20 protein-coding genes are annotated in these 22,972 nt (G+C 66.3%); 13 read left to right on the top strand and 7 right to left on the bottom strand.

All coding sequences use genetic code 11. From position 1 onward, the window contains the following. Positions 1 to 8: 8 nt before the first annotated feature. Both U7114_RS08540 and U7114_RS08545 read right to left on the bottom strand, forming a co-directional pair. Complete coding sequence (locus U7114_RS08540; protein ID WP_323057098.1) at positions 9 to 770, bottom strand: glutamine amidotransferase; 762 nt, start codon at positions 768 to 770, stop codon at positions 9 to 11. Next, the gene (locus tag U7114_RS08545) at positions 767 to 2,059 is read right to left on the bottom strand and encodes a Mur ligase family protein (RefSeq protein WP_197432502.1); all 1,293 of its coding nucleotides are present in this window, start codon (positions 2,057 to 2,059) and stop codon (positions 767 to 769) included. The genes U7114_RS08540 and U7114_RS08545 overlap by 4 nt, the downstream gene beginning before the upstream one ends. Positions 2,060 to 2,149: 90 nt before the next feature. Between U7114_RS08545 and pdxT the strand changes: the two genes are divergently transcribed. The 9 genes from pdxT to U7114_RS08590 all read left to right on the top strand — a co-directional run bounded on the left by pdxT (position 2,150) and on the right by U7114_RS08590 (position 12,061). Continuing rightward, positions 2,150 to 2,860 (top strand): pyridoxal 5'-phosphate synthase glutaminase subunit PdxT, encoded by a 711-nt coding sequence (gene pdxT, locus U7114_RS08550; RefSeq protein WP_157242055.1) that lies wholly within the window; start codon positions 2,150 to 2,152, stop codon positions 2,858 to 2,860. 3 nt (positions 2,861 to 2,863) lie between these two features. After that, on the top strand, positions 2,864 to 3,619 hold the full coding sequence (locus U7114_RS08555; protein WP_323057099.1) for a YebC/PmpR family DNA-binding transcriptional regulator: 756 nt from the start codon (positions 2,864 to 2,866) through the stop codon (positions 3,617 to 3,619). Positions 3,620 to 3,650: 31 nt separating this feature from the next. Beyond that, a complete protein-coding gene (ruvC, locus tag U7114_RS08560) occupies positions 3,651 to 4,238 on the top strand; it encodes a crossover junction endodeoxyribonuclease RuvC (protein WP_323057100.1) in 588 nt (195 codons plus the stop codon). Between the two features lie 90 nt (positions 4,239 to 4,328). Beyond that, complete coding sequence (ruvA, locus tag U7114_RS08565; protein ID WP_323057101.1) at positions 4,329 to 4,973, top strand: Holliday junction branch migration protein RuvA; 645 nt, start codon at positions 4,329 to 4,331, stop codon at positions 4,971 to 4,973. Continuing rightward, entirely contained in the window at positions 4,966 to 6,051 is a 1,086-nt protein-coding gene (gene ruvB, locus U7114_RS08570) for a Holliday junction branch migration DNA helicase RuvB (RefSeq protein WP_321213635.1), read from the top strand. Before ruvA ends, ruvB begins: the two co-directional genes overlap by 8 nt. A 211-nt stretch (positions 6,052 to 6,262) precedes the next feature. Beyond that, entirely contained in the window at positions 6,263 to 6,664 is a 402-nt protein-coding gene (yajC, locus tag U7114_RS08575; protein WP_157242058.1) for a preprotein translocase subunit YajC, read from the top strand. Between the two features lie 99 nt (positions 6,665 to 6,763). Continuing rightward, complete coding sequence (gene secD, locus U7114_RS08580) at positions 6,764 to 8,521, top strand: protein translocase subunit SecD (protein ID WP_323057102.1); 1,758 nt, start codon at positions 6,764 to 6,766, stop codon at positions 8,519 to 8,521. Next, entirely contained in the window at positions 8,521 to 9,534 is a 1,014-nt protein-coding gene (gene secF / locus U7114_RS08585; RefSeq protein ID WP_157242060.1) for a protein translocase subunit SecF, read from the top strand. Before secD ends, secF begins: the two co-directional genes overlap by 1 nt. A 133-nt stretch (positions 9,535 to 9,667) precedes the next feature. Then, the gene (locus U7114_RS08590; RefSeq protein ID WP_157242061.1) at positions 9,668 to 12,061 is read left to right on the top strand and encodes a RelA/SpoT family protein; all 2,394 of its coding nucleotides are present in this window, start codon (positions 9,668 to 9,670) and stop codon (positions 12,059 to 12,061) included. Here the strand turns inward: U7114_RS08590 and U7114_RS08595 are convergent. The 3 genes from U7114_RS08595 to U7114_RS08605 all read right to left on the bottom strand — a co-directional run bounded on the left by U7114_RS08595 (position 11,942) and on the right by U7114_RS08605 (position 15,219). Then, complete coding sequence (locus U7114_RS08595; RefSeq protein WP_231754895.1) at positions 11,942 to 12,670, bottom strand: type IV toxin-antitoxin system AbiEi family antitoxin; 729 nt, start codon at positions 12,668 to 12,670, stop codon at positions 11,942 to 11,944. The genes U7114_RS08590 and U7114_RS08595 overlap by 120 nt on opposite strands. A 94-nt stretch (positions 12,671 to 12,764) precedes the next feature. Continuing rightward, positions 12,765 to 14,333 carry a DUF349 domain-containing protein gene (locus U7114_RS08600; RefSeq protein ID WP_323057103.1) on the bottom strand — a complete coding sequence of 523 codons (1,569 nt, stop codon included), beginning with the start codon at positions 14,331 to 14,333 and terminating at the stop codon, positions 12,765 to 12,767. Positions 14,334 to 14,400: 67 nt separating this feature from the next. Continuing rightward, the gene (locus tag U7114_RS08605; RefSeq protein ID WP_157242062.1) at positions 14,401 to 15,219 is read right to left on the bottom strand and encodes a peptidylprolyl isomerase; all 819 of its coding nucleotides are present in this window, start codon (positions 15,217 to 15,219) and stop codon (positions 14,401 to 14,403) included. A 232-nt stretch (positions 15,220 to 15,451) separates the two neighbouring features. On the opposite strand from U7114_RS08605, the gene hisS reads away from it, so the two are divergent. Then, positions 15,452 to 16,822 carry a histidine--tRNA ligase gene (gene hisS, locus U7114_RS08610; protein ID WP_157242063.1) on the top strand — a complete coding sequence of 457 codons (1,371 nt, stop codon included), beginning with the start codon at positions 15,452 to 15,454 and terminating at the stop codon, positions 16,820 to 16,822. Here hisS and U7114_RS08615 read toward each other — a convergent pair. Beyond that, the gene (locus U7114_RS08615) at positions 16,819 to 18,063 is read right to left on the bottom strand and encodes an APC family permease (protein WP_157242064.1); all 1,245 of its coding nucleotides are present in this window, start codon (positions 18,061 to 18,063) and stop codon (positions 16,819 to 16,821) included. The genes hisS and U7114_RS08615 overlap by 4 nt on opposite strands. Before the next feature lie 109 nt (positions 18,064 to 18,172). Here U7114_RS08615 and aspS point away from each other — a divergent pair, with 109 nt between their 5' ends. Continuing rightward, entirely contained in the window at positions 18,173 to 19,951 is a 1,779-nt protein-coding gene (gene aspS / locus U7114_RS08620; RefSeq protein WP_321213631.1) for an aspartate--tRNA ligase, read from the top strand. Positions 19,952 to 20,073: 122 nt separating this feature from the next. Next, a complete protein-coding gene (locus U7114_RS08625) occupies positions 20,074 to 20,808 on the top strand; it encodes a GNAT family N-acetyltransferase (RefSeq protein ID WP_323057209.1) in 735 nt (244 codons plus the stop codon). Here U7114_RS08625 and U7114_RS08630 read toward each other — a convergent pair whose 3' ends face one another. Next, entirely contained in the window at positions 20,809 to 21,477 is a 669-nt protein-coding gene (locus U7114_RS08630; protein ID WP_157242065.1) for an acVLRF1 family peptidyl-tRNA hydrolase, read from the bottom strand. 70 nt (positions 21,478 to 21,547) lie between these two features. Between U7114_RS08630 and U7114_RS08635 the strand changes: the two genes are divergently transcribed. Next, positions 21,548 to 22,972 carry a replication-associated recombination protein A gene (locus U7114_RS08635; protein ID WP_323057104.1) on the top strand — a complete coding sequence of 475 codons (1,425 nt, stop codon included), beginning with the start codon at positions 21,548 to 21,550 and terminating at the stop codon, positions 22,970 to 22,972.

Here is a 22,972-nt window from a genome sequence, read left to right on the forward strand (position 1 = left end):
GCCCCGGGTCAGCGAGGGCGCCGCGCCGCGTGTTCCCTGGCCAGTTCCGCGTAGTGGTCATCCGGATGGCCCGGAACAAAGCTGCCGTACTTGCGCTCCGCTGCCGTGCGGATCAGGAAGTCCGCGATGGCCGGATTCTTGGGCAGGAGGGAGCCGTGCAGGTAGCTGGCCACTATATTGCGGTAGCGGGCACCCTCGTGGCCGTCACTGCTGTTGTTGCCCATACCCTTCGGGGTGGAGCCCAAAGGCCGCACGCCGCTGCCAAGGGTGGTCTGGCCGCTGTGGTTCTCATAACCCAGGACTTCGCCGAACTCCGGGGTGGAGACCTTGACGTTGCCGATCAGGCGTTCGTCCGTCCCGTGGGTTTCCACGTCCAGGATGCCGATGCCCGGGATCACGGCGCCTGTGCGGGTCTTGAAGAAGTGTCCGAAGAGCTGGTACAGCCCACAGATGACAAGCATCGGCGCACCGTCCTCAGCCAGGTCCTTAAGTACTCCGGCCCGCGACTGCAGGTCGTCCTTGATCACCAGCTGGCCGCTGTCCTGGCCGCCGCCGCCCACGATAATGTCCACGCCGTCGGGGAACGGATCCCCCACGTTGTACTCGACCAGCTCCGGAGTGTAGCCGTGCCACCTGATCCGCTGCTGCAGGACCAGGGCATTGCCCCAGTCGCCGTAGATGTTCATGTCCCGCGGGTAGAGCTGCACCACGCGGAGGGTGCCCTTGCTCTCAGAGTTCTCCCGTGCGGGGTCCGCACCTGCCTGGCTCAAGAGACAACCTCCACGGTGGTGATTTTGGACAGTTCACGGCGGATGGCCAGCATGGCGGTGTAGGTGCAGAAGATGCGCTTCGGCTTTCCCCGGGCTTCCCGGATGAAGGCTGCAAGGGCCGGCGCAATGTCCGTCTGCACACTGCCGACGGGGACGTCGTCGTATTGCAGCCGGAGGGCCATGTCATAGGCGCGGGACCCGGTCAGCTGGTCCACCCCGCCTTCCCGCAGGGAATCGAACTCAACATCCCACAGCCACGACATATCCCGGCCGTCCGCATAGTTGTCATTGATGGCGATCATGGTGGCGTAGCCTCCGGCCGGGAAGGACTTCAGGCCGAGCCGGAAGCCGCTCGGGTTCTTGACCAGGACCAGGTCCAGGGGCTGGCCGTCCACGGTAAGGCTTTCCCCGCGTCCGAATGCCGGTGCCACGTGGGACAGCGCATCCAACAGAGTCTCATGGTTGGCCGTGGCGGCGCCGCTGCCGCAGATGCTCCGCGCGAGCGTCAGCGCCGCGGCCGCATTGAAGATGTTGTAGACACCCCGCAGCTTCATGCCTGTGCTGACCGTGACGCCGTCGTACTCGAACTCGGCCGTGTCCGCGCCCACCTTGCGAAGGACGACGTCGGCAGCGGGCTTCTCCGGCAGGCCCGCCGGGGCGGGACTGCCGGGAGCGGCCCGCATATCGTCGTCGTTGGGGAAGGTGCCCAGGAGCGAATCGTCCAGGCCGAAGTATTTGACGTCCTGGCCGGTCAGCGTTTCGGCGATCCGGGCCACCCTGGGATCCTCACGGTTCAGCACCACCGTCCCGGTGGTCTTGGCAGCGATGTGCTGGAGCAGTTGGGCCGTCTTGTCGATTTCACCAAAGCGGTCCAGCTGGTCGCGGAGGACGTTCAGCAGCAGGCAGTAGCGCGGCGGCACGCTGTTGACGAAGTGCACGGCGTGGGCTTCGTCGAGTTCCAGGACCGCGACGTCGGCGTCGAGCCGGCCGCGCCAATCCACCTCGCCCAGCAGGGCTGCGGCCACACCGCGGGTGAAGTTGCTCCCCGTGCGGTTGGTGAAGACCTTGAGGCCCTGGCTTTCCAGCAGCTCCACCACCATTTTGGTGGTGGTGGTCTTGCCGTTCGTGCCGCTGACAACAGCGACGCCGTGGGGGAGCGTGGTGAGCGTCCGCCGCATGAAGCCGGGGTCGATTTTTTCAACCACCAGCCCGGGCAGGGCGGACCCGCCACCCCTGAGCCGGGAGACGCGGCGCACCAGCTTGCCGAGCGGAACACTGAAGTAGAGCATGTTTTGAATATATCCCAGCAACGGCATGCAACCTCCGCCAGGCGCCTGCCATGAGCCAGGCAGGATGGTTTGGGCGCTTATGCTGGTTGGATGGCAAATTCCCCTTCAGCTGATTCTGCACGCCCGGGCGCCGGCCTTCGGATCGGTGTGCTGGCGCTCCAGGGCGACTTCCGCGAGCACCTCCGTGCGATCGAACGGACGGGTGCCCAGGCTGTGGGCGTCCGCCGCCCGAAGGAACTGGACGGGTTGGACGGGCTGGTGATTCCGGGCGGCGAGTCCACTGCAATCGACAAGCTGGCGCGCGCCTTTGATCTGGCAGAACCGCTGCGGGAACGCATCGCCGAAGGCCTGCCCGTCTATGGCTCATGTGCGGGGATGATCCTGCTTGCCGACGACATTGCCGATCCCGCGACGGACCTGTCCGGGGCACCGCAGCAGACTTTCGGCGGCCTGGACATCACCGTCCGCCGCAACGCCTTCGGCCGGCAGCGCGAGTCCTTCGAGACGGACCTGGAGTTCAAAGGCCTTGAATTCAGCGCAACGGAAGACGGCGTCCCGCCCGTCCATGCCGTGTTCATCCGGGGGCCCTGGGTGGAGAGGGTGGGTCCCGGCGTCGAAATCCTTGCCCAGGTTGAGCCGGCCGACCCGGAACACGCGTCCCACGCGGTCCCGCTGCCCGGGACGGCTAGAATTGTTGCAGTGCGTTCCGGCCAGTTGCTGGCCACCTCCTTCCACCCGGAAGTGACTGGGGAGAAACGCGTACACGAACTTTTTATCCGCATGATCAGAGGAGAAGCGTAGAGCATGTCAGGCCACTCCAAATGGGCAACGACCAAGCACAAGAAGGCCATCCTCGATAGCCGGCGCGCCAAGTCGTTTGCCAAGCTGATCAAGAATATTGAAGTTGCCGCGCGCATGGGCGGCCCTGACCTGCAAGGCAACCCGGGCCTGGAACTCGCCGTCACCAAAGCGAAGAAGACGTCTGTCCCGGCCGACAACATCGACCGTGCCATCAAGCGCGGAGCCGGGCTCACCGGTGAAGTGGTCGATTACACAGAGATCATGTACGAATGCCGCGGCCCGCAGGGTTCCGCCCTGCTGATTGAATGCCTCACGGACAACAAGAACCGCGCCGCCTCCGAGGTCCGCCTCGCGATCTCCCGCAACGGCGGCACCATTGCCGATCCCGGCTCGGTGAGCTACCTGTTCAGCCGCAAGGGCGTGGTGACGCTGCCCAAGAAGGACCTGACCGAGGACGACGTCCTGATGGCTGTCCTGGACGCCGGAGCCGAGGAAGTCAAGGACAACGGCGAAACCTTCGAGATCCACTCAGACCCCAAGGACCTCCAGGCCGTCCGCGACGCCCTGAAGGAGGCCGGCATCGAGTACGACACTGATGAGGCTGAGTTCGTTCCGTCCATGGAAGTTCCCCTGGACCTGGAAGCAGCCAGGAAGTTCGTGAAGCTCGTTGACGCGCTGGAAGACCTCGACGACGTCCAGAACGTCTACAGCAACGCCGACCTCAGCGACGACGTCCAGGCCGCCCTGGAATCTGAGTGACGTACCGCCCGCCCGCCGCGCCCGCCCAACCGTGACGCTGCGCGTCCTCGGGGTGGACCCGGGCCTGACCCGATGCGGGATCGGCGTGGTGGACGTGGAACGGAACCGGCGGGCCACCATGGTTGCGGTGGGCGTCGTGGGCACCTCGCCCGACGAAAGCCTCGACCAGCGGCTCCTGGTCATAGCCACCTCGATCGATGAATGGCTGGACCGTTATGAACCGGAGGTCCTCGCCGTCGAGCGCGTCTTTTCCCAACTGAACGTCAGCACGGTGATGGGCGTGGCCCAGGCGTCGGGCGTGGTGATCGCCGCCGCTGCCCGGCGGGGGATCCCGGTGGCCCTGCATACGCCGTCGGAGGTCAAGGCGGCCGTCACCGGCAGCGGTTCCGCCAACAAGGATGCCGTGACGAAGCTGGTCACCAAGATCCTTCGCCTCGATGCGCCGCCACGGCCTGCGGATGCGGCCGACGCCCTGGCGCTGGCCATCACCCACGCCTGGCGGTCAGGCAGCGGCACCTCCAACAAGGGTGCAGTCACCACCGGACCCGGCAGTCCATCGCTCACTTCCGCCCAGCGGGCCTGGGCCGAGGCGGAAGCAAAGGCGCGCCGCGCACGCTGATTGTCCCGGCGGCTTGCTAGGGTATTCGTAGATATGTTCGGATAGCCGGTCCTGCTCCCTGGAGCCCGGCAATACACCAGGAGCCCGGCCTTGATCAGTTTCCTACGCGGGACGGTAGCGCACGTGGGTCTTTCCACGGCTGTCATTGACCTCAACGGTGCGGGCATGAGCGTCAACGCCACCCCGCAAACCCTGAGCCGGCTTCGCGCCGGGGAAGAGGGCCAGCTCTTCACCTCGTTGATTGTGCGGGAGGATTCGCTCACCCTTTTCGGTTTCGCGTCCGACGACGAGCGTGAGGTTTTCGATGTCCTGCTCAGCGTGAGCGGGGTTGGCCCCCGGCTGGCGCTGGCTGTCCTGGCCGTGCACGAACCGGAGGCCATCCGGGTGGCCGCGCACACCGGGGACAGCAAGACGTTCACCAAGGTGCCGGGCATCGGTCCCAAGGTGGCCGGGCGGATCGTGCTGGAGCTGGCCGGAAAACTTGTGCCGCACGGCACCGCGGGTGCCGCAGCGGCGTCCACGGCAGCCGAGGCCGCCTGGAAACCGCAGGTGGTAGCCGCGATGACGAGCCTGGGCTGGTCCGAGAAGGACGCCTCGGCAAGCATCGACAAAGCCCTGGCGGACGAGCCCGAGGTTTCCTTCCGCGGCAACGTGCCGGAGATCCTGCGCACTACCCTCCGGTGGCTGGGCCAGGACGGCGCGCGCGCCGGCAACCGGGTAGGCAGCCGTGGCTGAACCGTCCCTCGTGGCCGCGGGCGAGGAACCTGAGGAGCGGGCCATTGAGGCAGCGCTCAGGCCCAAGAACCTCGACGACTTCGTGGGCCAGCACCGGGTGCGGAAACAGCTGTCCCTGGTGCTGAAGGCGTCACGGATGCGCGGCCGCAGCGCGGACCACGTGCTGTTCTCGGGCCCGCCAGGCCTGGGTAAAACGACCCTCGCCATGATCGTTGCGTCCGAAATGAGCGCCCCGCTGCGGATCAGCAGCGGTCCCGCTATCCAGCACGCTGGAGACCTCGCCGCCATACTGTCCTCCCTTTCCGAGGGCGAGGTCTTGTTCCTGGACGAGATCCACCGCATGTCCCGGCCGGCGGAAGAGATGCTGTATATGGCCATGGAGGATTTCCGGGTGGACATCGTGGTGGGCAAGGGCGCAGGTGCCACCGCAATCCCGCTCGAGCTGCCGCCTTTCACCCTGGTGGGCGCCACCACCCGCGCCGGCCTGCTGCCCGGGCCCTTGCGCGACCGGTTCGGATTCACCGGCCACCTGGAGTTCTACTCCGTCCCCGAGCTCGAACTCGTGCTGCGCCGCTCTGCCGGCCTGCTGGACCTCAAAGTCAATTCCGCCGGTTTCAGCGAAATAGCGGGACGATCCCGGGGCACCCCCCGTATTGCCAACAGGTTGCTGCGGCGAGTGCGGGACTGGGCCCTGGTCCACGGAATTGAGCAGATTGACGCGCGGGCGGCGTCCGCTGCCCTGGACATGTACGAGGTGGACAAGAAGGGCCTGGACCGGCTTGACCGCGCCGTCCTTGAAGCACTCATCACCAAATTCGGCGGCGGGCCCGTGGGGCTGTCCACGCTCGCGATCGCCGTCGGCGAAGAAACCGAAACAGTGGAAACGGTCGCGGAGCCCTTCCTGGTACGGGAAGGACTCCTGGGCCGCACCCCCCGGGGCAGGATAGCCATGGCTCCCGCCTGGACGCACCTCGGCTATGCCATTCCGTCAGGAGTCTTCGCGCAGGAGCAGCTGGACCTGTTCGAACCGGCCGGGGACGCCGAACCCGCGGGCGGCTGGGCCCCGGAGGGCCCATAGGCAGGCTGCGTTCAGCTTTTCCCTTTAGACTGGTATGACGCTCGGCACGTTCGGGTCTTTGTTTCGTGGGCGGCCACCGGCCTCCTGCGTCGCTGGGGAAGGGAACCCGACAGGCTTTTGCCTGCCTTACTGTCCTGCCCCGGCCGGAGCGAAGCCGAAGTTGCTGGAAAATCAGCTATGTAAATAAAGGACGGAATTCCCCTTGGATCCAATGTCAATTCTCCTGTTCGTCATGCTCGGCGTCTTCATCTTCATGATGTTCCGCCGCAACAAGAAGACGCAGCAGCAGCAGGCGGAGCTCCAGTCGAAGTTCGGCCCGGGCGTGGAGGTAATGACCAGCTTCGGCCTGTTCGGCCGCATCGTGGCCATCGACGAGGAGGAAAACAAGGTCACCCTGGAACTGTCGCCGGGCAACCTCGCCACCGTGCACCGCCAGGCCGTCACCAAGATTGTGGAACCCGCGGTGGCAGCCGAGCCCGAGGTTGTTTCCCCGGCCGTGCCGGACGATGCTTCCTCCCTGACGGCGTCCGAAGGCGGCAGCACCGCTGCGACGGCGGAGACACCGGACGAAACCCCGCAGCGCCTCAATGACGAGGGCAAGAAGGACAGCTAGTCCCCGCTGCTTCCCAACAACCTCTACCGCTGCGGACCGCCGCCGGTGCAAGCACGGCAGGCACCGGCGGTTCCTCCGTGAATAAGAGAAAGATCGACAATGGCACGAACTGGCCCCAAAAAACCAGGCCTCCGGGTCCTGGTCTGGCTCGGTGTAATCCTCGCCGCACTCACTGCCGTCCTGGCCGGAGGCACCCTTGCCGGACAGGCAAACTGGGCACCCAAACTGGCCCTGGACCTCGAAGGCGGCACCCAGATGATCCTGGCGCCGAAGGTCGAGGGCGGCTCGGACATCAATGAGGAACAGCTCAACCAGGCCGTGGCGATCATCCGCCAGCGTGTTGACGGTTCAGGTGTTGCCGAGGCTGAGATCAGCACCCAGTCCGGGCGCAACGTGGTGGTCAGCCTTCCCGGCACCCCCTCGAGCCAGACCCGAGACCTGATCCAGGCCTCGGCGGACATGAACTTCCGCCCCGTCCTGCTCGCCGGAGCAGGTGCACCGGTGCCGGAGGAGCAGCGGGCGCCCGAGGACCAGCTGCCAAAGCCGACGGCGGAACCTGCCAACAGCAGCGACACGAACTGGATCACCCCTGAGGTCTACCGCCAGTTCGAGACGCTGGACTGCGACAACCCTGCCCAGGACAAGCAGGAACGCTCGGACCCGGCCAAGCCGCTGGTGACTTGCGAGCCTGCCACCGACTCTACCCCTGCCATCAAGTACATCCTCGGCCCGGTGGAGGTCAAGGGCAGCAACATCGTCACGTCCTCCTTCCAGCTCCAGCAGGGTGCGCAGGGTGCCGTCACGAACGACTGGGCGGTCAACATCCAGTTCGACGACGAGGGAACAGCCAAGTTCAAGGAGGTCACGGAACGCCTGAACCAGTTCTACGTGGCCGCCGGCGGTGACGCAGGCAACGACCCCAAGGCCCAGTTCGCCATTGTTCTTGATGACCAGGTCATTTCCGCGCCCCGGTCCCTTGCGGTCATCACCGACGGACGCCCGCAGATCACCGGCGGGTTCACCGAACAAAGTGCCAAGGCCCTGTCCGACCAACTCCGGTTCGGCGCCCTCCCCATCAGTTTCGAAATCCAAAGCGAACAGCAGATTTCCGCCACCCTGGGCGGGGAACAGCTGCGGATGGGCCTCCTCGCGGGCCTTATCGGACTCCTGCTCGTGGTGGTCTACTCGCTGTTCCAGTACCGGGCGCTTGGCTTCGTGACCATCGCGTCGCTGGTGGTGGCCGGCATCCTCACGTATCTCGCCATCGCCATCCTGGGCTGGACGGAGAACTACCGCCTGTCCCTGGCCGGCGTGGCGGGCATCATCGTGGCCATCGGCCAGACGGCCGACTCGTTCATCGTCTACTTCGAGCGGATCAGGGATGAGCTCCGTGAAGGCCGCGGCCTGGTTTCCGCCGTCGAAAACGGCTGGAAGCGGGCCAAGCGGACCGTCCTGGCCTCCAAGGCCGTCAACCTGCTGGCAGCCCTGGTCCTGTACTTCGTGGCCGTGGGCAACGTGCGCGGGTTCGCCTTCACCCTCGGCCTGACGGCCATCGCCGACCTCATCGTGGTGTTCATGTTCACCCACCCCACGCTGCAGCTCCTGGCCCGCACCAGGTTCTTCGGCGAGGGCCACCCGCTGTCCGGCCTCGATCCCAAGCGACTCGGTGCCGTCCCGCTCTACCGCGGTGCCGGGCGTGTCCGTACCCCGGACGCCAAGCCGGCCCTGGTCCGCGCCAAGAACGCCGGCGCGGCAGCGGAAGCCGAACGCAGGATGACCATTGCGGAACGCCGACTGGCGGAGAAGCAGGAGCAGCTTGCGGGCTCCTCGAAGTCCGCAGCGAAGGAGAACAAGTAATGTCAGGCTTCGCCAACTTCGGCAACGAGCTCTACACCGGAAAACGCTCCTACAACTTTGTCGGCGCCAAGAAACTCTGGTTCATCATTGCGGCGGTGGCTGTTGCGCTGTCCATTCTCATCCCGGCGGCCAAGGGCGGCTTCAACCTTGGCATCGAGTTCCGCGGCGGATCGGAGTTCACGGTCTCCAACGTGCAGACCACGGATGCAGCCGTGGGGGAGAAGGCCGTCACCGATGTGGTGCCCGGCAGCGTCCCCCGCGTGGCGAACGTCGCCGGCACCACCATGCGGATCCAAACGGACAAACTCACCGATGATGAGACGCTTCGCATCAAGGAGGGACTCACCGGCGCGTACGGTGTCACCGAGAACGAGGTGACGTCCACCTTCGTCGGTCCCACCTGGGGCGCCGATGTCACCAAGCAGGCGCTGATCGGCCTGGTGGTCTTCGTGCTCCTCGCGGCCGTGCTGATGGCCCTGTACTTCCGCACGTGGAAGATGTCGCTCTCGGCAATCGCCGGCATGGCGGTGACGATGTTCATCACTGCCGGCGTCTACGCCCTCAGCGACTTCGAGGTTACCCCTTCGGCCATCATCGGTTTCCTGACCGTCCTCAGCTACTCCCTCTACGATACGGTGGTGGTGTTCGACAAGATCCGCGAGAACACCGCGGACCTGGACGCCTCGACCCGCCGGACGTTCGCCGAGGAGGTCAACCTCGCCGTCAACCAGACCCTGGTCCGCTCGATCAACACCATGATGGTGGCAATCCTCCCCGTGGGGGCCATCCTCTTCATCGGCGCCGGACTCCTGGGCGCCGGTACCCTGCGCGACCTTTCCCTTGCGCTGTTCGTCGGAATCCTCATCGGAACGGCGGCCACGATCTTCGTGGCGGCCCCGATGTACGCCTGGCTGCGGCAGAATGAGCCTGACCTCGTCAGGCAGGCCAAGCGCGTTGAGCAGAGGCGTGCCACCGCCGAGCGGAACGCGGCTGCGGAGCCCGCCCAGGCCTGACTTTTCAGCAGGGGCCGGACGGCGCCAGGAACCTGGCGTTGTCCGGCCCGTCGGCGTTTAGTGGGCCGGTTATAAAAGTCACCGCCGCGGGGAATAGACTGAAGTAATTAAAACGGTGGTGAGGGGTACTTCATTGGAAGAACGTTCGGCGTCGGCGCCAACGGCACAAGGAGACAAAAGTCCTGCCCCCGGCATGCAGACCGGGGTGGCCGCCTCCGCGCGCCCCGGGCCGCTCGTTCCGGTCGACAACTCCGGGTCCCGTCCCACATTCCCCGGCCGCAGGGAGCGCACCCGCTCCAGGCTCGCCCGGCTGACGGGGCGCAGCACGGCCACGTACTCACCCATTCTTGAACCACTGTTGAGGACCGTCCGGGCCAACAATCCCAAAGAGGACTTCGACCTTATCCAGCGGGCGTTCGACGTCGCTGAGCAGAGCCACCGCGGGCAGAAGCGCAAAAGCGGCGATCCTTACATCACGCATCCGGTGGCCGTGGCCACCATCCTCGCCGAACTGGGCCTGAGCGGCACAACGCTTGCCGCCGCCCTGCTCCATGACACGGTGGAGGACACCCCCTACACCCTCGCCGACCTCAAGCGGGACTTCGGGCCCGAAGTTGCCATGCTGGTGGACGGCGTGACCAAGCTGGACAAAGTCAGCTTCGGCGAGGCGGCGCAGTCCGAAACCGTCCGCAAGATGGTTGTGGCGATGGCCAAGGACATCCGCGTGCTGATGATCAAACTGGCCGACCGGCTGCACAACGCGCGGACCTGGCGCTTCGTGTCGGCCGAATCCTCAGCCCGCAAGGCCCGCGAAACCCTCGAAATTTTCGCCCCGCTGGCGCACCGGCTGGGCATGAACACCATTAAGTGGGAACTGGAGGATCTTTCCTTCGCCGCGCTGTATCCCAAGGTGTACGAAGAAATTGTCCGCATGGTGGGGGACCGGACCCCCGAGCGGGAGAAGAGCCTGAGCGTCATCCGGGACCAGATCACCGAAGACCTGCGCGCCGCGAAGATCAAGGCGACCATCACTGGCCGTCCGAAGCACTACTATTCCATCTACCAGAAGATGATCGTCCGCGATAAGGACTTCGACGACATCAACGACCTCATGGGTGTCCGGGTGCTGGTGGACTCGGTCAGGGACTGTTACGCCGCACTGGGCACCATGCATTCGCGCTGGAACCCGCTGCCCGGCAGGTTCAAGGACTACATCGCGATGCCCAAGTTCAACATGTACCAGTCGCTGCACACCACGGTGATCGGGCCCGGCGGCAAACCCGTGGAAATCCAGATCCGCACCCATGAAATGCACCGCCGGGCTGAATACGGCGTCGCTGCACACTGGAAGTACAAGGACCAGCCCAACCGCACGGCCGTCGGCCCGGGCAGCCCCCGCGACGGGGACATGGGCTGGCTGCGTTCCCTGGTGGACTGGCAGCAGGAAACCTCCGATCCCGGCGAGTTCCTTGATTCGCTCCGCTTCGAAATCAACGCCCGGGAGGTCTTTGTCTTCACCCCCAAGGGCGAGGTCATGGCACTGCCGGCGGGATCCACCCCCGTGGACTTTGCCTACGCCGTGCACACCGAGGTGGGCCACCGCACCATCGGCGCCAGGGTCAACGGCAAGCTGGTTCCGCTCAATAGTGAACTGAACCACGGTGACTGGGTGGAGATCTTCACCTCGAAGGCTGAGGGGGCAGGGCCGAGCCAGGACTGGCAGCACTTCGTCAAGAGCGCCAGGGCCCGGAACAAGATCCGCCAGTGGTTCAGCAAGGAACGCCGCGAAGAAGCCATTGATCGCGGCAAGGAACTGCTGACCCGTGCAATGCGGAAGCAGAACCTTCCCCTGCAGCGGCTCATGACCCACGAGGCCCTCGCAGCGGTGGCGGAGGAATTCAAGTACGTCGACATCTCCGGCCTGTACGCCGGCGTCGGTGACGGCCACACGTCCGCGCAGTCGGTCATGGAGAAGCTGGTCGAGAGCCTCGGCGGCAATGAAAGCACCGACGACGATATTGCCGAAGTCAGCATTCCCACCCAGGTCACCAAGGCCCGCTTCTCCGACTCGGGCGTGGTGGTCCGTGGCGTGGGCGACGTCTGGGTGAAGCTGGCCCGCTGCTGCACGCCGGTCCCGCCGGATCCCATCCTCGGTTTCGTCACCCGGGGCTCGGGAGTCTCCGTGCACAGGACCGACTGCACCAACATCTCCGACCTGAAGGACCAGCCGGACAGGATTGTTGACGTGGACTGGGCACCGACGCAGTCCAGCGTCTTCCTGGTGGAGATCCAGGTGGAGGCACTGGACCGCAAGTCCCTGCTGTCCGACGTCACCCGGGTCCTGTCCGAGAACCACGTGAACATCCTGGCAGCCAGTGTGCACACCTCCACGGACAGGGTGGCCATCTCAAAGTTTGCCTTCGAGATGGGGGACCCCAAGTACCTGAGCCACGTCCTCAGTGCAGTCCGCAGGATCGACGGGGTGTTTGACGTCTACCGGACCACCGGCAACAAGCGCCGGAGCTAGTGCAGCGAGTTTTTCCAGGGCAGCCTTTTTGTGGGGCACCCGCGGCGTGGCTTCTATTGCCAGGACCAGCAGGCGCAGGCGGACGTCGTTCTGGGGCCGCGCCAGCAGTCTTTCCAGGGTGGGGATGGCGCGCTCGGCGTCCACGTGCAGGGCGATGTCCAGGGCGGTCCGCAACGGGCTTGAGACCATCAGGCCACCGAGGCTGACAACATCGAACGGCCCGAGCCTTACCTCATGGAGGGTGCATCCCCTTGTGGTCCGGAGGCTGGAGACCCTCCGCGTCGCATCCACAAGGAGGGCCAGCCTGTCCGGCTCACTGGCACAGCCGTAGATCCAGGCGGCCGTCATCCGGCCGGCAACCACCCTTTGGCGGACCGAAGCGGGCACCGCCCCCGCCGCCGCCCGTGCCCGCAGCTGCGGAGAGGCCGGGAGCCCTGGCAGTGTATAGCCGCGGTGGTGGATCCTGTCCAGCAGCCCGTCCGCCGCGAGGGACTGCAGCTCGGGCCAGGCGAAGGGCATGTCCGGGGAATAGAGTTCGGGAAAGCGGGGCGCCAAAGCGTCTGCCGCAGCTGCATGATCGGGGCCCGGAGGAGCCGGTGGAATCACCATTCGTCCATCCTGCACCGGGAGCCGTTAACTGGCACAGGCCCGGTTCAGGTTATGTGGATAACCGGAACCGGGCCCGCTGGTCAGGGCAGGTGTATCAGGAAAGCTCGCTGGCCGAGCGCTGGATCTGGTCCAGCCATGCCTGGCGTGCTTCGAGGGCCTCCCGGGCCGTCTTGATCCTGCGCTGGTCGCCGCTCTTCTCCGCCTTGGCGAGATCATCCTGCAGGCCGGCGATCGCGGATTCCAGCTGGGAGAGGGCGCTGTTGGTCCGCGCCTTCCGCTCCGGGTTGGAGCGCTGCCACTGTTCGTCCTCGGCGCTGCGGACGGCGTCTTCGACCTTGCGCAGGCCAGCCTCGATGCGTCCCATGTCGGCCCGCGGAACCTTGCCCGCTTCTTCCCACCGGTCGCGGACGGACTGCAGTGCCTTCTTTGCCGCCGCGAGGTCCTTCACCGGAAGGATGGCGTTGGCCTCTGCCAGGAGCGCTTCCTTGACGGTGAGGTTGGCGGCGTATTCCTGGTCGATTTCGTCGTTGGCGGCCTGGCGGTTCGTGAAGAACACATCCTGCGCCGCACGGAAACGGGCCCACAGCGCGTCATCGTCCTTGCGGCTGGCGCGCGGTGACGCCTTCCACTGATCCATCAGCCTGCGGTACTCGCCGGCGGCGAAACCCCAGTCGGTGGAGCTGGACAGCGCTTCGGCTTCAGCGATCAGCTTTTCCTTGGCCGACTTGGCAGCGGAATTGTTGCTGTCCAGCTGGGAGAAGTAGGCGCGGCGGTGGCGGTCGAAAACCGTGCGGGCGGCGCGGAACCTCTTCCACAGGGCGTCCTCGTTGCTCCGGCCCAGGCGTACGCCGCTCTTCTGGGCTGTTTTCCAGCTCTCAAAGAGTTCGTTCATCCTGGCGCTGGAGGTCTTCCACTGAGTCTGTGCCGGGTCCTGGCCGGAGATCTGCTCGGCCTCCGCCACGATAGCCTCGCGGGCCGCCAGTTCAGAGGCGCGGACGGCGTCGTGCTCTGCCTTCTCGGCTTTCTCCAGCTCAACTACCTGTTCGGAGAGCTTGTCCAGCCGGGCCTCCGCAGAACGCAGGTCGCCCACCATGTTGCGCTCCGCAAGCTGCTCCCGCAGGTGCGTCACGGTCTTCTGCATATCAGTGCTGGGCGCCTTTGAGCTGACGCGCTGTTCGAGCAGCACAATCTGGGCCACGACGTCGTCGTATTTCCGTGCGAAGTACGCGAGGGCTTCGTCGTCGCTCACGCCCGGGTACTGCCCGACGGCGTGCTCGCTGCCGTCAATGGTCAGGAAGACGTACCCGTCGCCTTCAACCCGACCCCACTTCGAGGCTTCCGCAAGGGAGGTGGTTGGGGCTGCCGTTACTGCTGCTGCGGCCGGGGCCGCGGCAGCAGGCTTGGGGCGGGAAGCGAACGCGGCCGGAGACGGCGCTACTGACCTTGGAGATGGCGCAGGTGCAGGTGCAGGTGCGGGTGCAGCGTCAGCCGGCGTTTCGGCCGCTGGAGCCTCGCCGGCGGCTGGTTCTTCTGCAGCGGCCCCGGTTTCGGTTGCCTCCGCAGCGGGGGTGCCGGCCGCTTCGGTGGCCTCACCGCCGGCTGCGGGTGCCGCCGCTTCGGCCAGGTCTGTTGCTGTTTCGTCGGATTTCTGACTGTCTGTCACCGCTAAAAGTCTTTCGCTTGGAGGGAAATACGCACGTACTGCACCGCGGCCGCGCCGGCCGGGCTTCCTACTTCAGAGAAAACGAGTCTATCGTGACTGGTTCAACGGGCGCGCCGTCTGTGACACTGCTGCCCGGGGTGACCCCTGCAGCGGCCACTTTCGACACCAGGTCCAGCCCCGACGTCACCTTTCCGACCACCGTGTAGCCTCCGGCGCTGTCTGCCGGGATCACGGTGTCCTTGTAGACGATGAAGAACTGGGTGCCGTTCCCGTAGGCGTTGTTGCCCGTCCGGGCTACAGCGATGGTTCCCGCCGGATAGCTGTTGTCCGCCGGCGTGTTTTCGAGCGGCCCCCACGTGTAATTCGGGTCTCCCTGCCCGTCGCCCGTGGCCGAGCCGCATTGCAGGACGCCGAATGCCTCACCGGTGGTCAACCGGTGGCAGTTCTTTCCGTTGTAGAAGCCCTCATCGCTGAGGGACTTGAAGACCGCGGCGGCCTGCGGCGCGCTGGTCCCATCCAGCTCCACACCGAGCGGGCTGCCGTTGAGGACGAGTTCGCCCGTGAAGGTCTTGCCGGCGGCGATGCCGGCCGCAGGAATGTTGGGACCGTTCGTTGCCTGGGCCGACGGCGTCGCCGAAGGGCTGGCGGTGGCGGGCGGGCTGGACAACCCGGCTTGCGCCGCAGCGAATTCATCCTCGGTCGGGTTGCCGGCGAAGGCAGTGAGCTGGAGTACGACGGCGAGGGCCACTGCGGTTGCCCCGGCACCGGCGGCGATCAGGTTGTCACGCTTGCGCCGGCCCTCCTGGTCCCGCCGCAGGGCACGCTTGGCTTCCATCTGCTGAATGCGCCGTTTGGTTTCGCGGGCACTGCGTGAACTGGCCGCCAAGGGTCCTCCTTATAGTCGGGCTGCTGCAGGCGCGGCTTTGGGGCCGCGTCAGCAGTTGTTGGCGGCCAAGCCCTGCCGCTCCGCTGCATTAGAGATGCCGGCGGATGACGCATAAACTGACTGCCGCACATAGTTTATGCATGACTGGCTGGACTGCCGCCGTCGCAAGCCCGTTTCGGGCCGATTGCCACGCAGGTTCCGGCAACCGTTCACCAAGAGGAGAAACTCCACCATGGCACGCACCGCCTCCCTGTCCGGATTCCCCGAGTGGCTTCCCGAGGAGCGGCTGGTGGAGCTCCATGTGCTGGATACGCTGCGCCGCGTTTTTGAACTGCACGGGTTTTCCTCCATTGAGACCCGCGCTGTGGAGACGGTGGGCCAGTTGCTGCGCAAGGGCGAAATCGACAAGGAAGTCTACGGGCTCAGCCGGCTGCAGGATGATGAGGGCGCCAGCCCCGTTAAGGAGGGCAAGGCCGATCCGCACGCACTTGCCCTGCACTTCGACCTCACCGTTCCGTTTGCCCGCTACGTCGTAGAAAACGCCGGCTACCTGGCGTTCCCCTTCCGGCGGTACCAGATCCAGAAGGTCTGGCGCGGCGAGCGTCCCCAGGAGGGACGCGCCCGCGAATTCACCCAGGCGGACATTGACGTGGTGGGTGACGGCGACCTGCCGTTCCGCTACGACGTAGAGATCGCGCTGGTGATCGCCGAGGCGCTCAGCGCCCTCCCCATCCCTGACTTCCGGCTGCGCATCAACAACAGGAAGCTTGCCGAAGGCTTTTACCGTGGAATCGGGCTGGATGACACCGCAGGGGTGCTGCGGAGTATCGACAAACTCGAAAAGATCGGTGCGGCGAAGGTTGCCGAACTGCTGAAGACGGAACTGGGCGCCACCGACGAGCAGGCCCGGAAGGCCCTGCAGTTGGCTGGAATCCGCACCGAGGACACCTCGTTCGTGGCACAGGTCCAGGCCTTGGGGGTCAGCAATGAACTCCTCGACGAAGGGCTGAGCGAGCTCGAACAGGTGATCGAGGCGGCTGTCCAGCGTGCCCCCGGCAAGGTGGTGGCTGACCTCAGCATTGCCCGCGGCCTCGACTATTACACCGGAACAGTGGTGGAAACCGTCCTGGTGGGCCACGAACAGCTCGGTTCCATCTGCTCCGGCGGCCGGTATGACGCGTTGGCGTCGAAGGGAAACCGGAAGTTCCCGGGCGTGGGTCTTTCGATCGGCGTCACCCGGCTGGTGTCCCGCATTTTGAGCCAGGACCTGGCGAGGGCGTCACGGTCGGTTCCCACCGCGGTGCTGGTGGCCCTCACCCACGATGACAGCTGGGATGCCGCCCAGGACGTGGCCGCCCAGCTGCGCAGCCGGGGCATTCCTACCGAAGTGGCAGCGAAAGCGGAAAAGTTCGGCAAGCAGATCAAGTTCGCCGACCGCCGCGGCATCCCCTTTGTGTGGTTCACGGACGACGACGGAACGCACCAGGTCAAGGACATCCGCACCGGCGAACAGGTGGTGGCAGCCCCGGAGACCTGGACGCCGCCGTCGGAAGACCTGGCAGTACAGGTGTTGACGGCGGCAGAGGCCGCCGCGTCCGTTTAGCGGCGCAGCCGAAGCATCAGCCACCGCCCCGCCACGCCGGCGGCCAGGACCCCGGCCATGGTCAGTACCGGGATCGGCGGCAGGGTGAAGGCCAGCAACAGGCAGGCCACGAAGCCGACGGCGTTGAGCCACTTGGGCGCATATGCCGGGTGCGTCGGCAACGTGTACGCTGATGCGTTCGCCACAGCGTAGTAGATCAGTACGCCAAAGCTGGAGAAGCCCACCACCGTCATAACGTCCGTGGTGGCAAGCAGCAGGATGACGACGGCGGCCACGGCGAGTTCTGCGGCGTACGGCACGGTGTGCTTTCCCCCGACCCGCGCAAGAAGTACAGGCAGGTCGCGTTCCCTGGCCATGGCGAGGGTGGTGCGACCGACGCCGGTGATGAGTGCCAGGAGCGCGCCCAGGCAGGCCGCCGCGGCTCCTGCCTGGACGGCGGGAGCCCCCGCCGCCAGCCCGGACTGCAGCACGGCGTCGAGCAGCGGCGTCCTGGTGGCAGCGAGCTGCCCGCCGGGAAGGTGGTTCAGCAGGAGCAGCGACAGGGTGAGGTAGATGGCGAAGGCACCCGCAAGGGCCGCAAGGATGGCACGCGGTATGGCGCGGGCAGGATCCTTGACCTCCTCGCCGAGGGTGGCAATCCGGGCGTAGCCGGCAAAGGCGAAAAACATCAGGCCTGCCGCGGGCAACACGCCCCCCGGGGAGGCCATGTCCGCGGATCCGGCAGGTCCCGCATCGGGGTGCGGCCCGACCGCTGCGGCAACAGCCACGAAGCTGAGGGTGGCCAGGACGACGCACAGCAGGACCCTGGTGAGCAGCGCCGTCCGCGTGATGCCCAGCAGGTTCACGCCGGTCAGGGCCACCACGGCAGCCACGGCCACCGGCACGGCGTACTGCGGCGAGATGTAGCTGCCGAATGTCAGGGCCATGGCAGCGCAGGACGCCGTCTTGCCGGTCACAAAGCCCCAGCCGGCAAGGAATCCCGGCCACTTACCCAGCTGTTCGCGCCCATAGACGTACGTCCCCCCGCTGGTGGGGTACTTCGCGGCAAGGGCGGCTGAAGCCACGGCGTTGCAGTAGGCCACCGCCCCGGCGATGACCACCGACAGGGCCAGCAGCTGGCCGGCCAGCGCCGCCGCGGGGGCGAACACCACGAACACCCCTGCTCCCAGCATTGAGCCCAGCCCGATGGCGGTGGCGTCGAACGTGCCGAGCCTGCGTTGAAGTTGCTGGTGTGCGCTCATGCGGTGACAGTCCCTTGGCAGCGGGTAAACTCGAACGGAATCGTTCCTGCAACGATCCTATTGAACTTCCCGATCGACTTCCCGCTGTAACCCCGCAGAAAGGCGTGCTGTGCTGCGCACACATGACCTCGGATCCCTTCGTTCCGAGCACATTGGACAAACCGTAACCCTGGCTGGCTGGGTGGGCCGCCGTCGTGATCACGGTGGTGTGGCCTTCGTGGACCTGCGCGATGCTTCCGGCGTGGCCCAGGTTGTGGTCCGCGAGGAAGAAGTCTTCCACGGCCTGCGCAACGAGTATGTCCTGCAGGTCACCGGCACTGTCTCCAAGCGGCCCGAGGGCAACGAGAACCCTGCCCTGGCCACCGGCGGGATCGAGGTCATGGCGGACAAGGTGGTTATCCTCAACACCTCCGAGCCGCTCCCGTTCCAGATCGACGAGCATGTTGAAGTGGGCGAGGAAGCACGCCTGAAGCACCGTTACCTGGACCTGCGCCGGCCCGGTCCCGCCCGAAACCTCCGGCTGCGTTCCGAGGCAAACCGTGTGGCCCGCGACTTGCTGCACAAGGACGGCTTCGTGGAGGTTGAAACCCCCACCCTCACCCGGTCCACGCCCGAAGGCGCCCGCGACTTCGTGGTCCCGGCCCGCCTGGCACCGGGTTCCTGGTATGCCCTTCCGCAGTCCCCGCAGTTGTTCAAGCAGCTCCTGCAGGTGGGCGGCTTTGAGAAGTATTACCAGATTGCCCGCTGCTACCGCGATGAGGACTTCCGCGCCGACCGGCAGCCGGAGTTCACCCAGCTGGACATCGAAGCAAGCTTCGTGGACCAGGACGACATCATTGCCCTCGGCGAAAACATCCTCAAGGCCCTGTGGAAGCTGATCGACGTCGAGATCCCCACTCCCATCCAGCGGATCACCTACGCCGACGCCATGGCCCGGTACGGCTCGGATAAGCCCGACCTCCGTTTCGGCGTGGAGCTCACCGAACTGACCGGGTTCTTCAAGGACACCAACTTCGGTGTGTTCAAGGCGCCTTACGTCGGTGCCGTGGTGATGCCCGGCGGCGCCTCCCAGCCGCGCCGGACCTTGGATGGCTGGCAGGAATTCGCCAAGCAGCGCGGCCACAAGGGACTTGCCTATGTCCTGTTCAAGGAAGATGGCGAACTTGCCGGTCCGGTGGCCAAGAACCTGACCGACACGGAGCGCGCAGGCCTGGCAGACGCGGTCGGCGCCAAGCCCGGTGACTGCATCTTCTTCGCTGCCGGCGAGAAGCCTGCGGCACGGGCACTGCTCGGCGCTGCCCGGGTGGAAATCGGACATCGCACCGGCCTGATCGATCCCGCCGCCTGGGCCTTCTGCTGGGTGGTCGACGCGCCGATGTTCGAACCTGCGGCCGCGGCCGTTGCTTCAGGTGACGTGGCGGTGGGTGCAGGCAAGTGGACCGCCGTCCACCACGCCTTCACCTCGCCCAAGCCCGAGTTCCTGGAGACCTTTGACAAGGACCCGGAATCAGCGCTGTCGTACGCCTACGACATCGTCTGCAACGGCCACGAAATCGGCGGCGGATCCATCCGTATCCACGAGCGCGACGTCCAGGAACGGGTGTTCGAACTGATGGGCCTCGACCGGGAAGATGCCCAGACCAAGTTTGGGTTCCTGCTGGAGGGCTTCAAGTACGGTGCCCCTCCGCACGGCGGCATCGCCTTTGGCTGGGACCGCGTGGTGGCACTGCTGGCTGGGGTTGAGTCCATCCGCGACGTTATTGCCTTCCCCAAGACCGGCAACGGGTACGATCCCCTGACCGCCGCCCCCGCCCCGATCACGCCCCAGCAGCGCAAGGAAGCCGGTGTCGACTTCAAGCCGGAGTCCAAGCCGGCAGAGGGCAAGTAGGGCATTACCCCGTTTGGCCTGAAGGCCCTCCCGGATGGGAGGGCCTTCAGGCTTATCCGCAGACAGGAACCCCAGTGGTCCACAGCCTCCCGGGTCACCAGACCGGCGCCTTCGAGATACTCATGGATGCCGCCTGGCCTGCCGTTGAGCGCCGGGACACGGGGGAGTGGGTGCTCCGTGCTGCGGCCGGGGTCACCCAGAGGGCGAACTCGGTGTGGCCCCGGAACACTGCCGGGGAGCCCCTGGCAGCATTGCGCGAGGCGATGCAGTGGTACCGGGAGCGGCGGTTGCCGCTCATTTTCCAGATGACGGACACTCCCGCCAACGACGGGCTGAACCAGGTCCTGGACGCCCAAGGCTTCACCCGGCAGTCGGAAACGCTGATCATGTCCCGGCCTTCGGGGAACGGCTTCCCAGGTTCCGGAAGCGGACGGGTGGAGGTTCAGGACGCGCCGGACGAGGAGTGGCTGCACCTCTGGTGGAGCGTGGACGGCCGAGGCGGAGAGGGGCAGCGTGACACGGCGCGCGCCATCCTGACCGGATGCCCGTCGCTGTATGCCCTCGTAAGGGGCGACGACGGTGTCCCCGCCGCGGTAGGGCGCCTCGCCATGGTGCACGGCACGGGAGGAATCTATTGCATGGCCACATCCGCGTCGGGCCGCCGCCGGGGATATGCGACGGCGGTGCTCCAGGCCCTCCTTGCTGAGGGAGGCGCGCACGGAGTGGACAGGTTCTGGCTGCTGGTTACAGCCGCGAACCAAGCTGCCCGGCAGTTGTACAGCAAGGCGGGTTTTACGGAGTCGGGACGGTACATTTACCGCCAGCAGCGGCCGCGCAGGGCTCTCACGGGCTGTTAACTAGGACGGGTCTGAGACCTGGATCCGCACCGCACACGCATCGGCGGCGGTTTTCCGCAGCACCGAGGCCTTGGGATCCGGGACGTCGAGACAGGCCAGCCGGGGCAAGGCGGTATAGCCCTTCAGGGCCGGGTGCTCGAGGACAAGGCCGGCCAGGGTCCTGTCGCCCCCGGGAACCACGTATTCAAAAGATGCACTGCTGAACACGCGGCCGGCATGTTCGGCGACTGCCCCCACCAGAGCGTCTGCCTGGTTGCTCCGCCGGCGTGCGAAGCGCTGCTGCGACTGGCCGCCCGCGGCGGTCCGGGACTGCACATAGGTGGAGCCCACCTTGGAGGCCAGGACCACGCCCTCACTTACTACCGCTACGCCGTATCCTCCGCGCCGGACCAGCAGGAGGCCGAGCCTGCGCGGCTGGGACGCGAGGGACGCGAGCCGTTCAAGGGCATCCGCCCCACGGCCCGGCCGTCCGTCAACCGGCCACGGCGGCTGCAGCAATGCTTCGGTGCCGTCCGCGGCAATCAGCCGCAGTCCGTCGTCGTCATCCGTCATCCGGTACCCGCCGTGCGCAGCACCGAACCGCCCTGCCCATCCGGCCAGCCGGGCGCCGGGGACGAAAGCGGTCCGTACGGACGGCGGCCTGGCTCCGCCGGTGGCATGCACGGACATGGGTCAACCCTTCGCTGACGCGCGTGGCTTCCGGCGAAACCGGAAGGTGAACTGGAAGTAGCCTATCTATGTGGAAGATCTCTTCGGGCACGGGCCCGGCAATGATGACGACGACGGCGACAGTGCTGCACCTGCCGCCGGGCGGCCTGCCGGGGGAGGAGGCAGCGCTTCCCCGCGCGGCCCGCTCGCCGTCCGGATGCGTCCCCGCACCCTCGATGAGGTGGTGGGCCAGCAACACCTGCTGGGTCAAGGGTCACCCTTGCGCCAGCTCGCTGCCGGGGCGGGAGCGGACACAACCGGCCCGGCAGGACCCACGTCGCTCATCCTCTGGGGTCCTCCCGGGACCGGCAAGACCACCCTGGCGCACGTGATCGCCAGGGGACCGGGCCGGAAGTTCGTGGAACTCTCTGCCATCACTGCCGGCGTCAAGGACGTGCGGCGGGTGATGGACGACGCCCTCACCGCGAGGGACCTCTACAAGACCACCACCGTCCTGTTCCTCGACGAGATCCACCGCTTCAACAAAGCCCAGCAGGATGCCCTGCTGCCCGGCGTCGAAAACCGGTGGGTGGTCCTGGTGGCTGCCACCACCGAGAACCCCTCGTTTTCGGTCGTCTCGCCGCTTTTGTCCCGTTCCCTGCTGCTGACCCTCAAGCCACTGACCGATGCGGACATCGAGGGACTGATCCAGCGCGCCGTTGCAGATCCTCGCGGCCTGAACGGGAAAGTGGACCTCAATGAGGAAGCACTGGACCACCTCGTAAGGCTTTCCGGGGGTGATGCCCGCCGTGCCTTGACGGCCCTGGAAGCGGCAGCCGGGGTTGCGTTCGGGGATGCGGACGATGCAGGGGAAGGGCCTGTCGTCGTCGAACTCAAGCACACCGAGCGTGCCCTCGATGTTGCCGCCGTCCGTTACGACCGTGCCGGGGACCAGCACTACGACGTCATCAGTGCCTTCATCAAATCGATCCGCGGGTCTGACGTGGACGCAGCCCTCCACTACCTGGCGCGGATGCTGGAAGCGGGGGAGGACCCCCGCTTCGTGGCCCGAAGGATCGTGATCTCTGCGGCCGAGGACGTGGGGATGGCCGATCCCACTGCGCTGCAGACGGCAGTGGCAGCGGCCCAGGCCGTGCAGCTGATCGGGATGCCGGAGGGCCGCATCATCCTTGCCGAGGCCGTGGTGCACCTGGCCACCGCCCCGAAGTCCAACGCCGCCTACATGGGCATCAACAAGGCCATCGCCGACGTCCGGGCAGGCCTGGGGAACGGCATCCCCGCGCACCTGCGGGACGCGCACTATCCGGGTTCCAAACAGCTGGGCCACGGCGTGGGGTACAAATACGCCCACGATGCGCCGCACGGAGTAGCCGCCCAGCAGTATCCCCCGGACGACCTCGTGGGGAGGGACTACTACCAGCCCACGGCCAACGGCGCGGAGCGGGACATTGCGGTGCGCCTGGAGCGGCTGCGGAAGATTGTCCGGGGCAAGTAG

This window comes from Pseudarthrobacter sp. C1, from assembly GCF_034720455.1.
Lineage (GTDB): Bacteria > Actinomycetota > Actinomycetes > Actinomycetales > Micrococcaceae > Arthrobacter.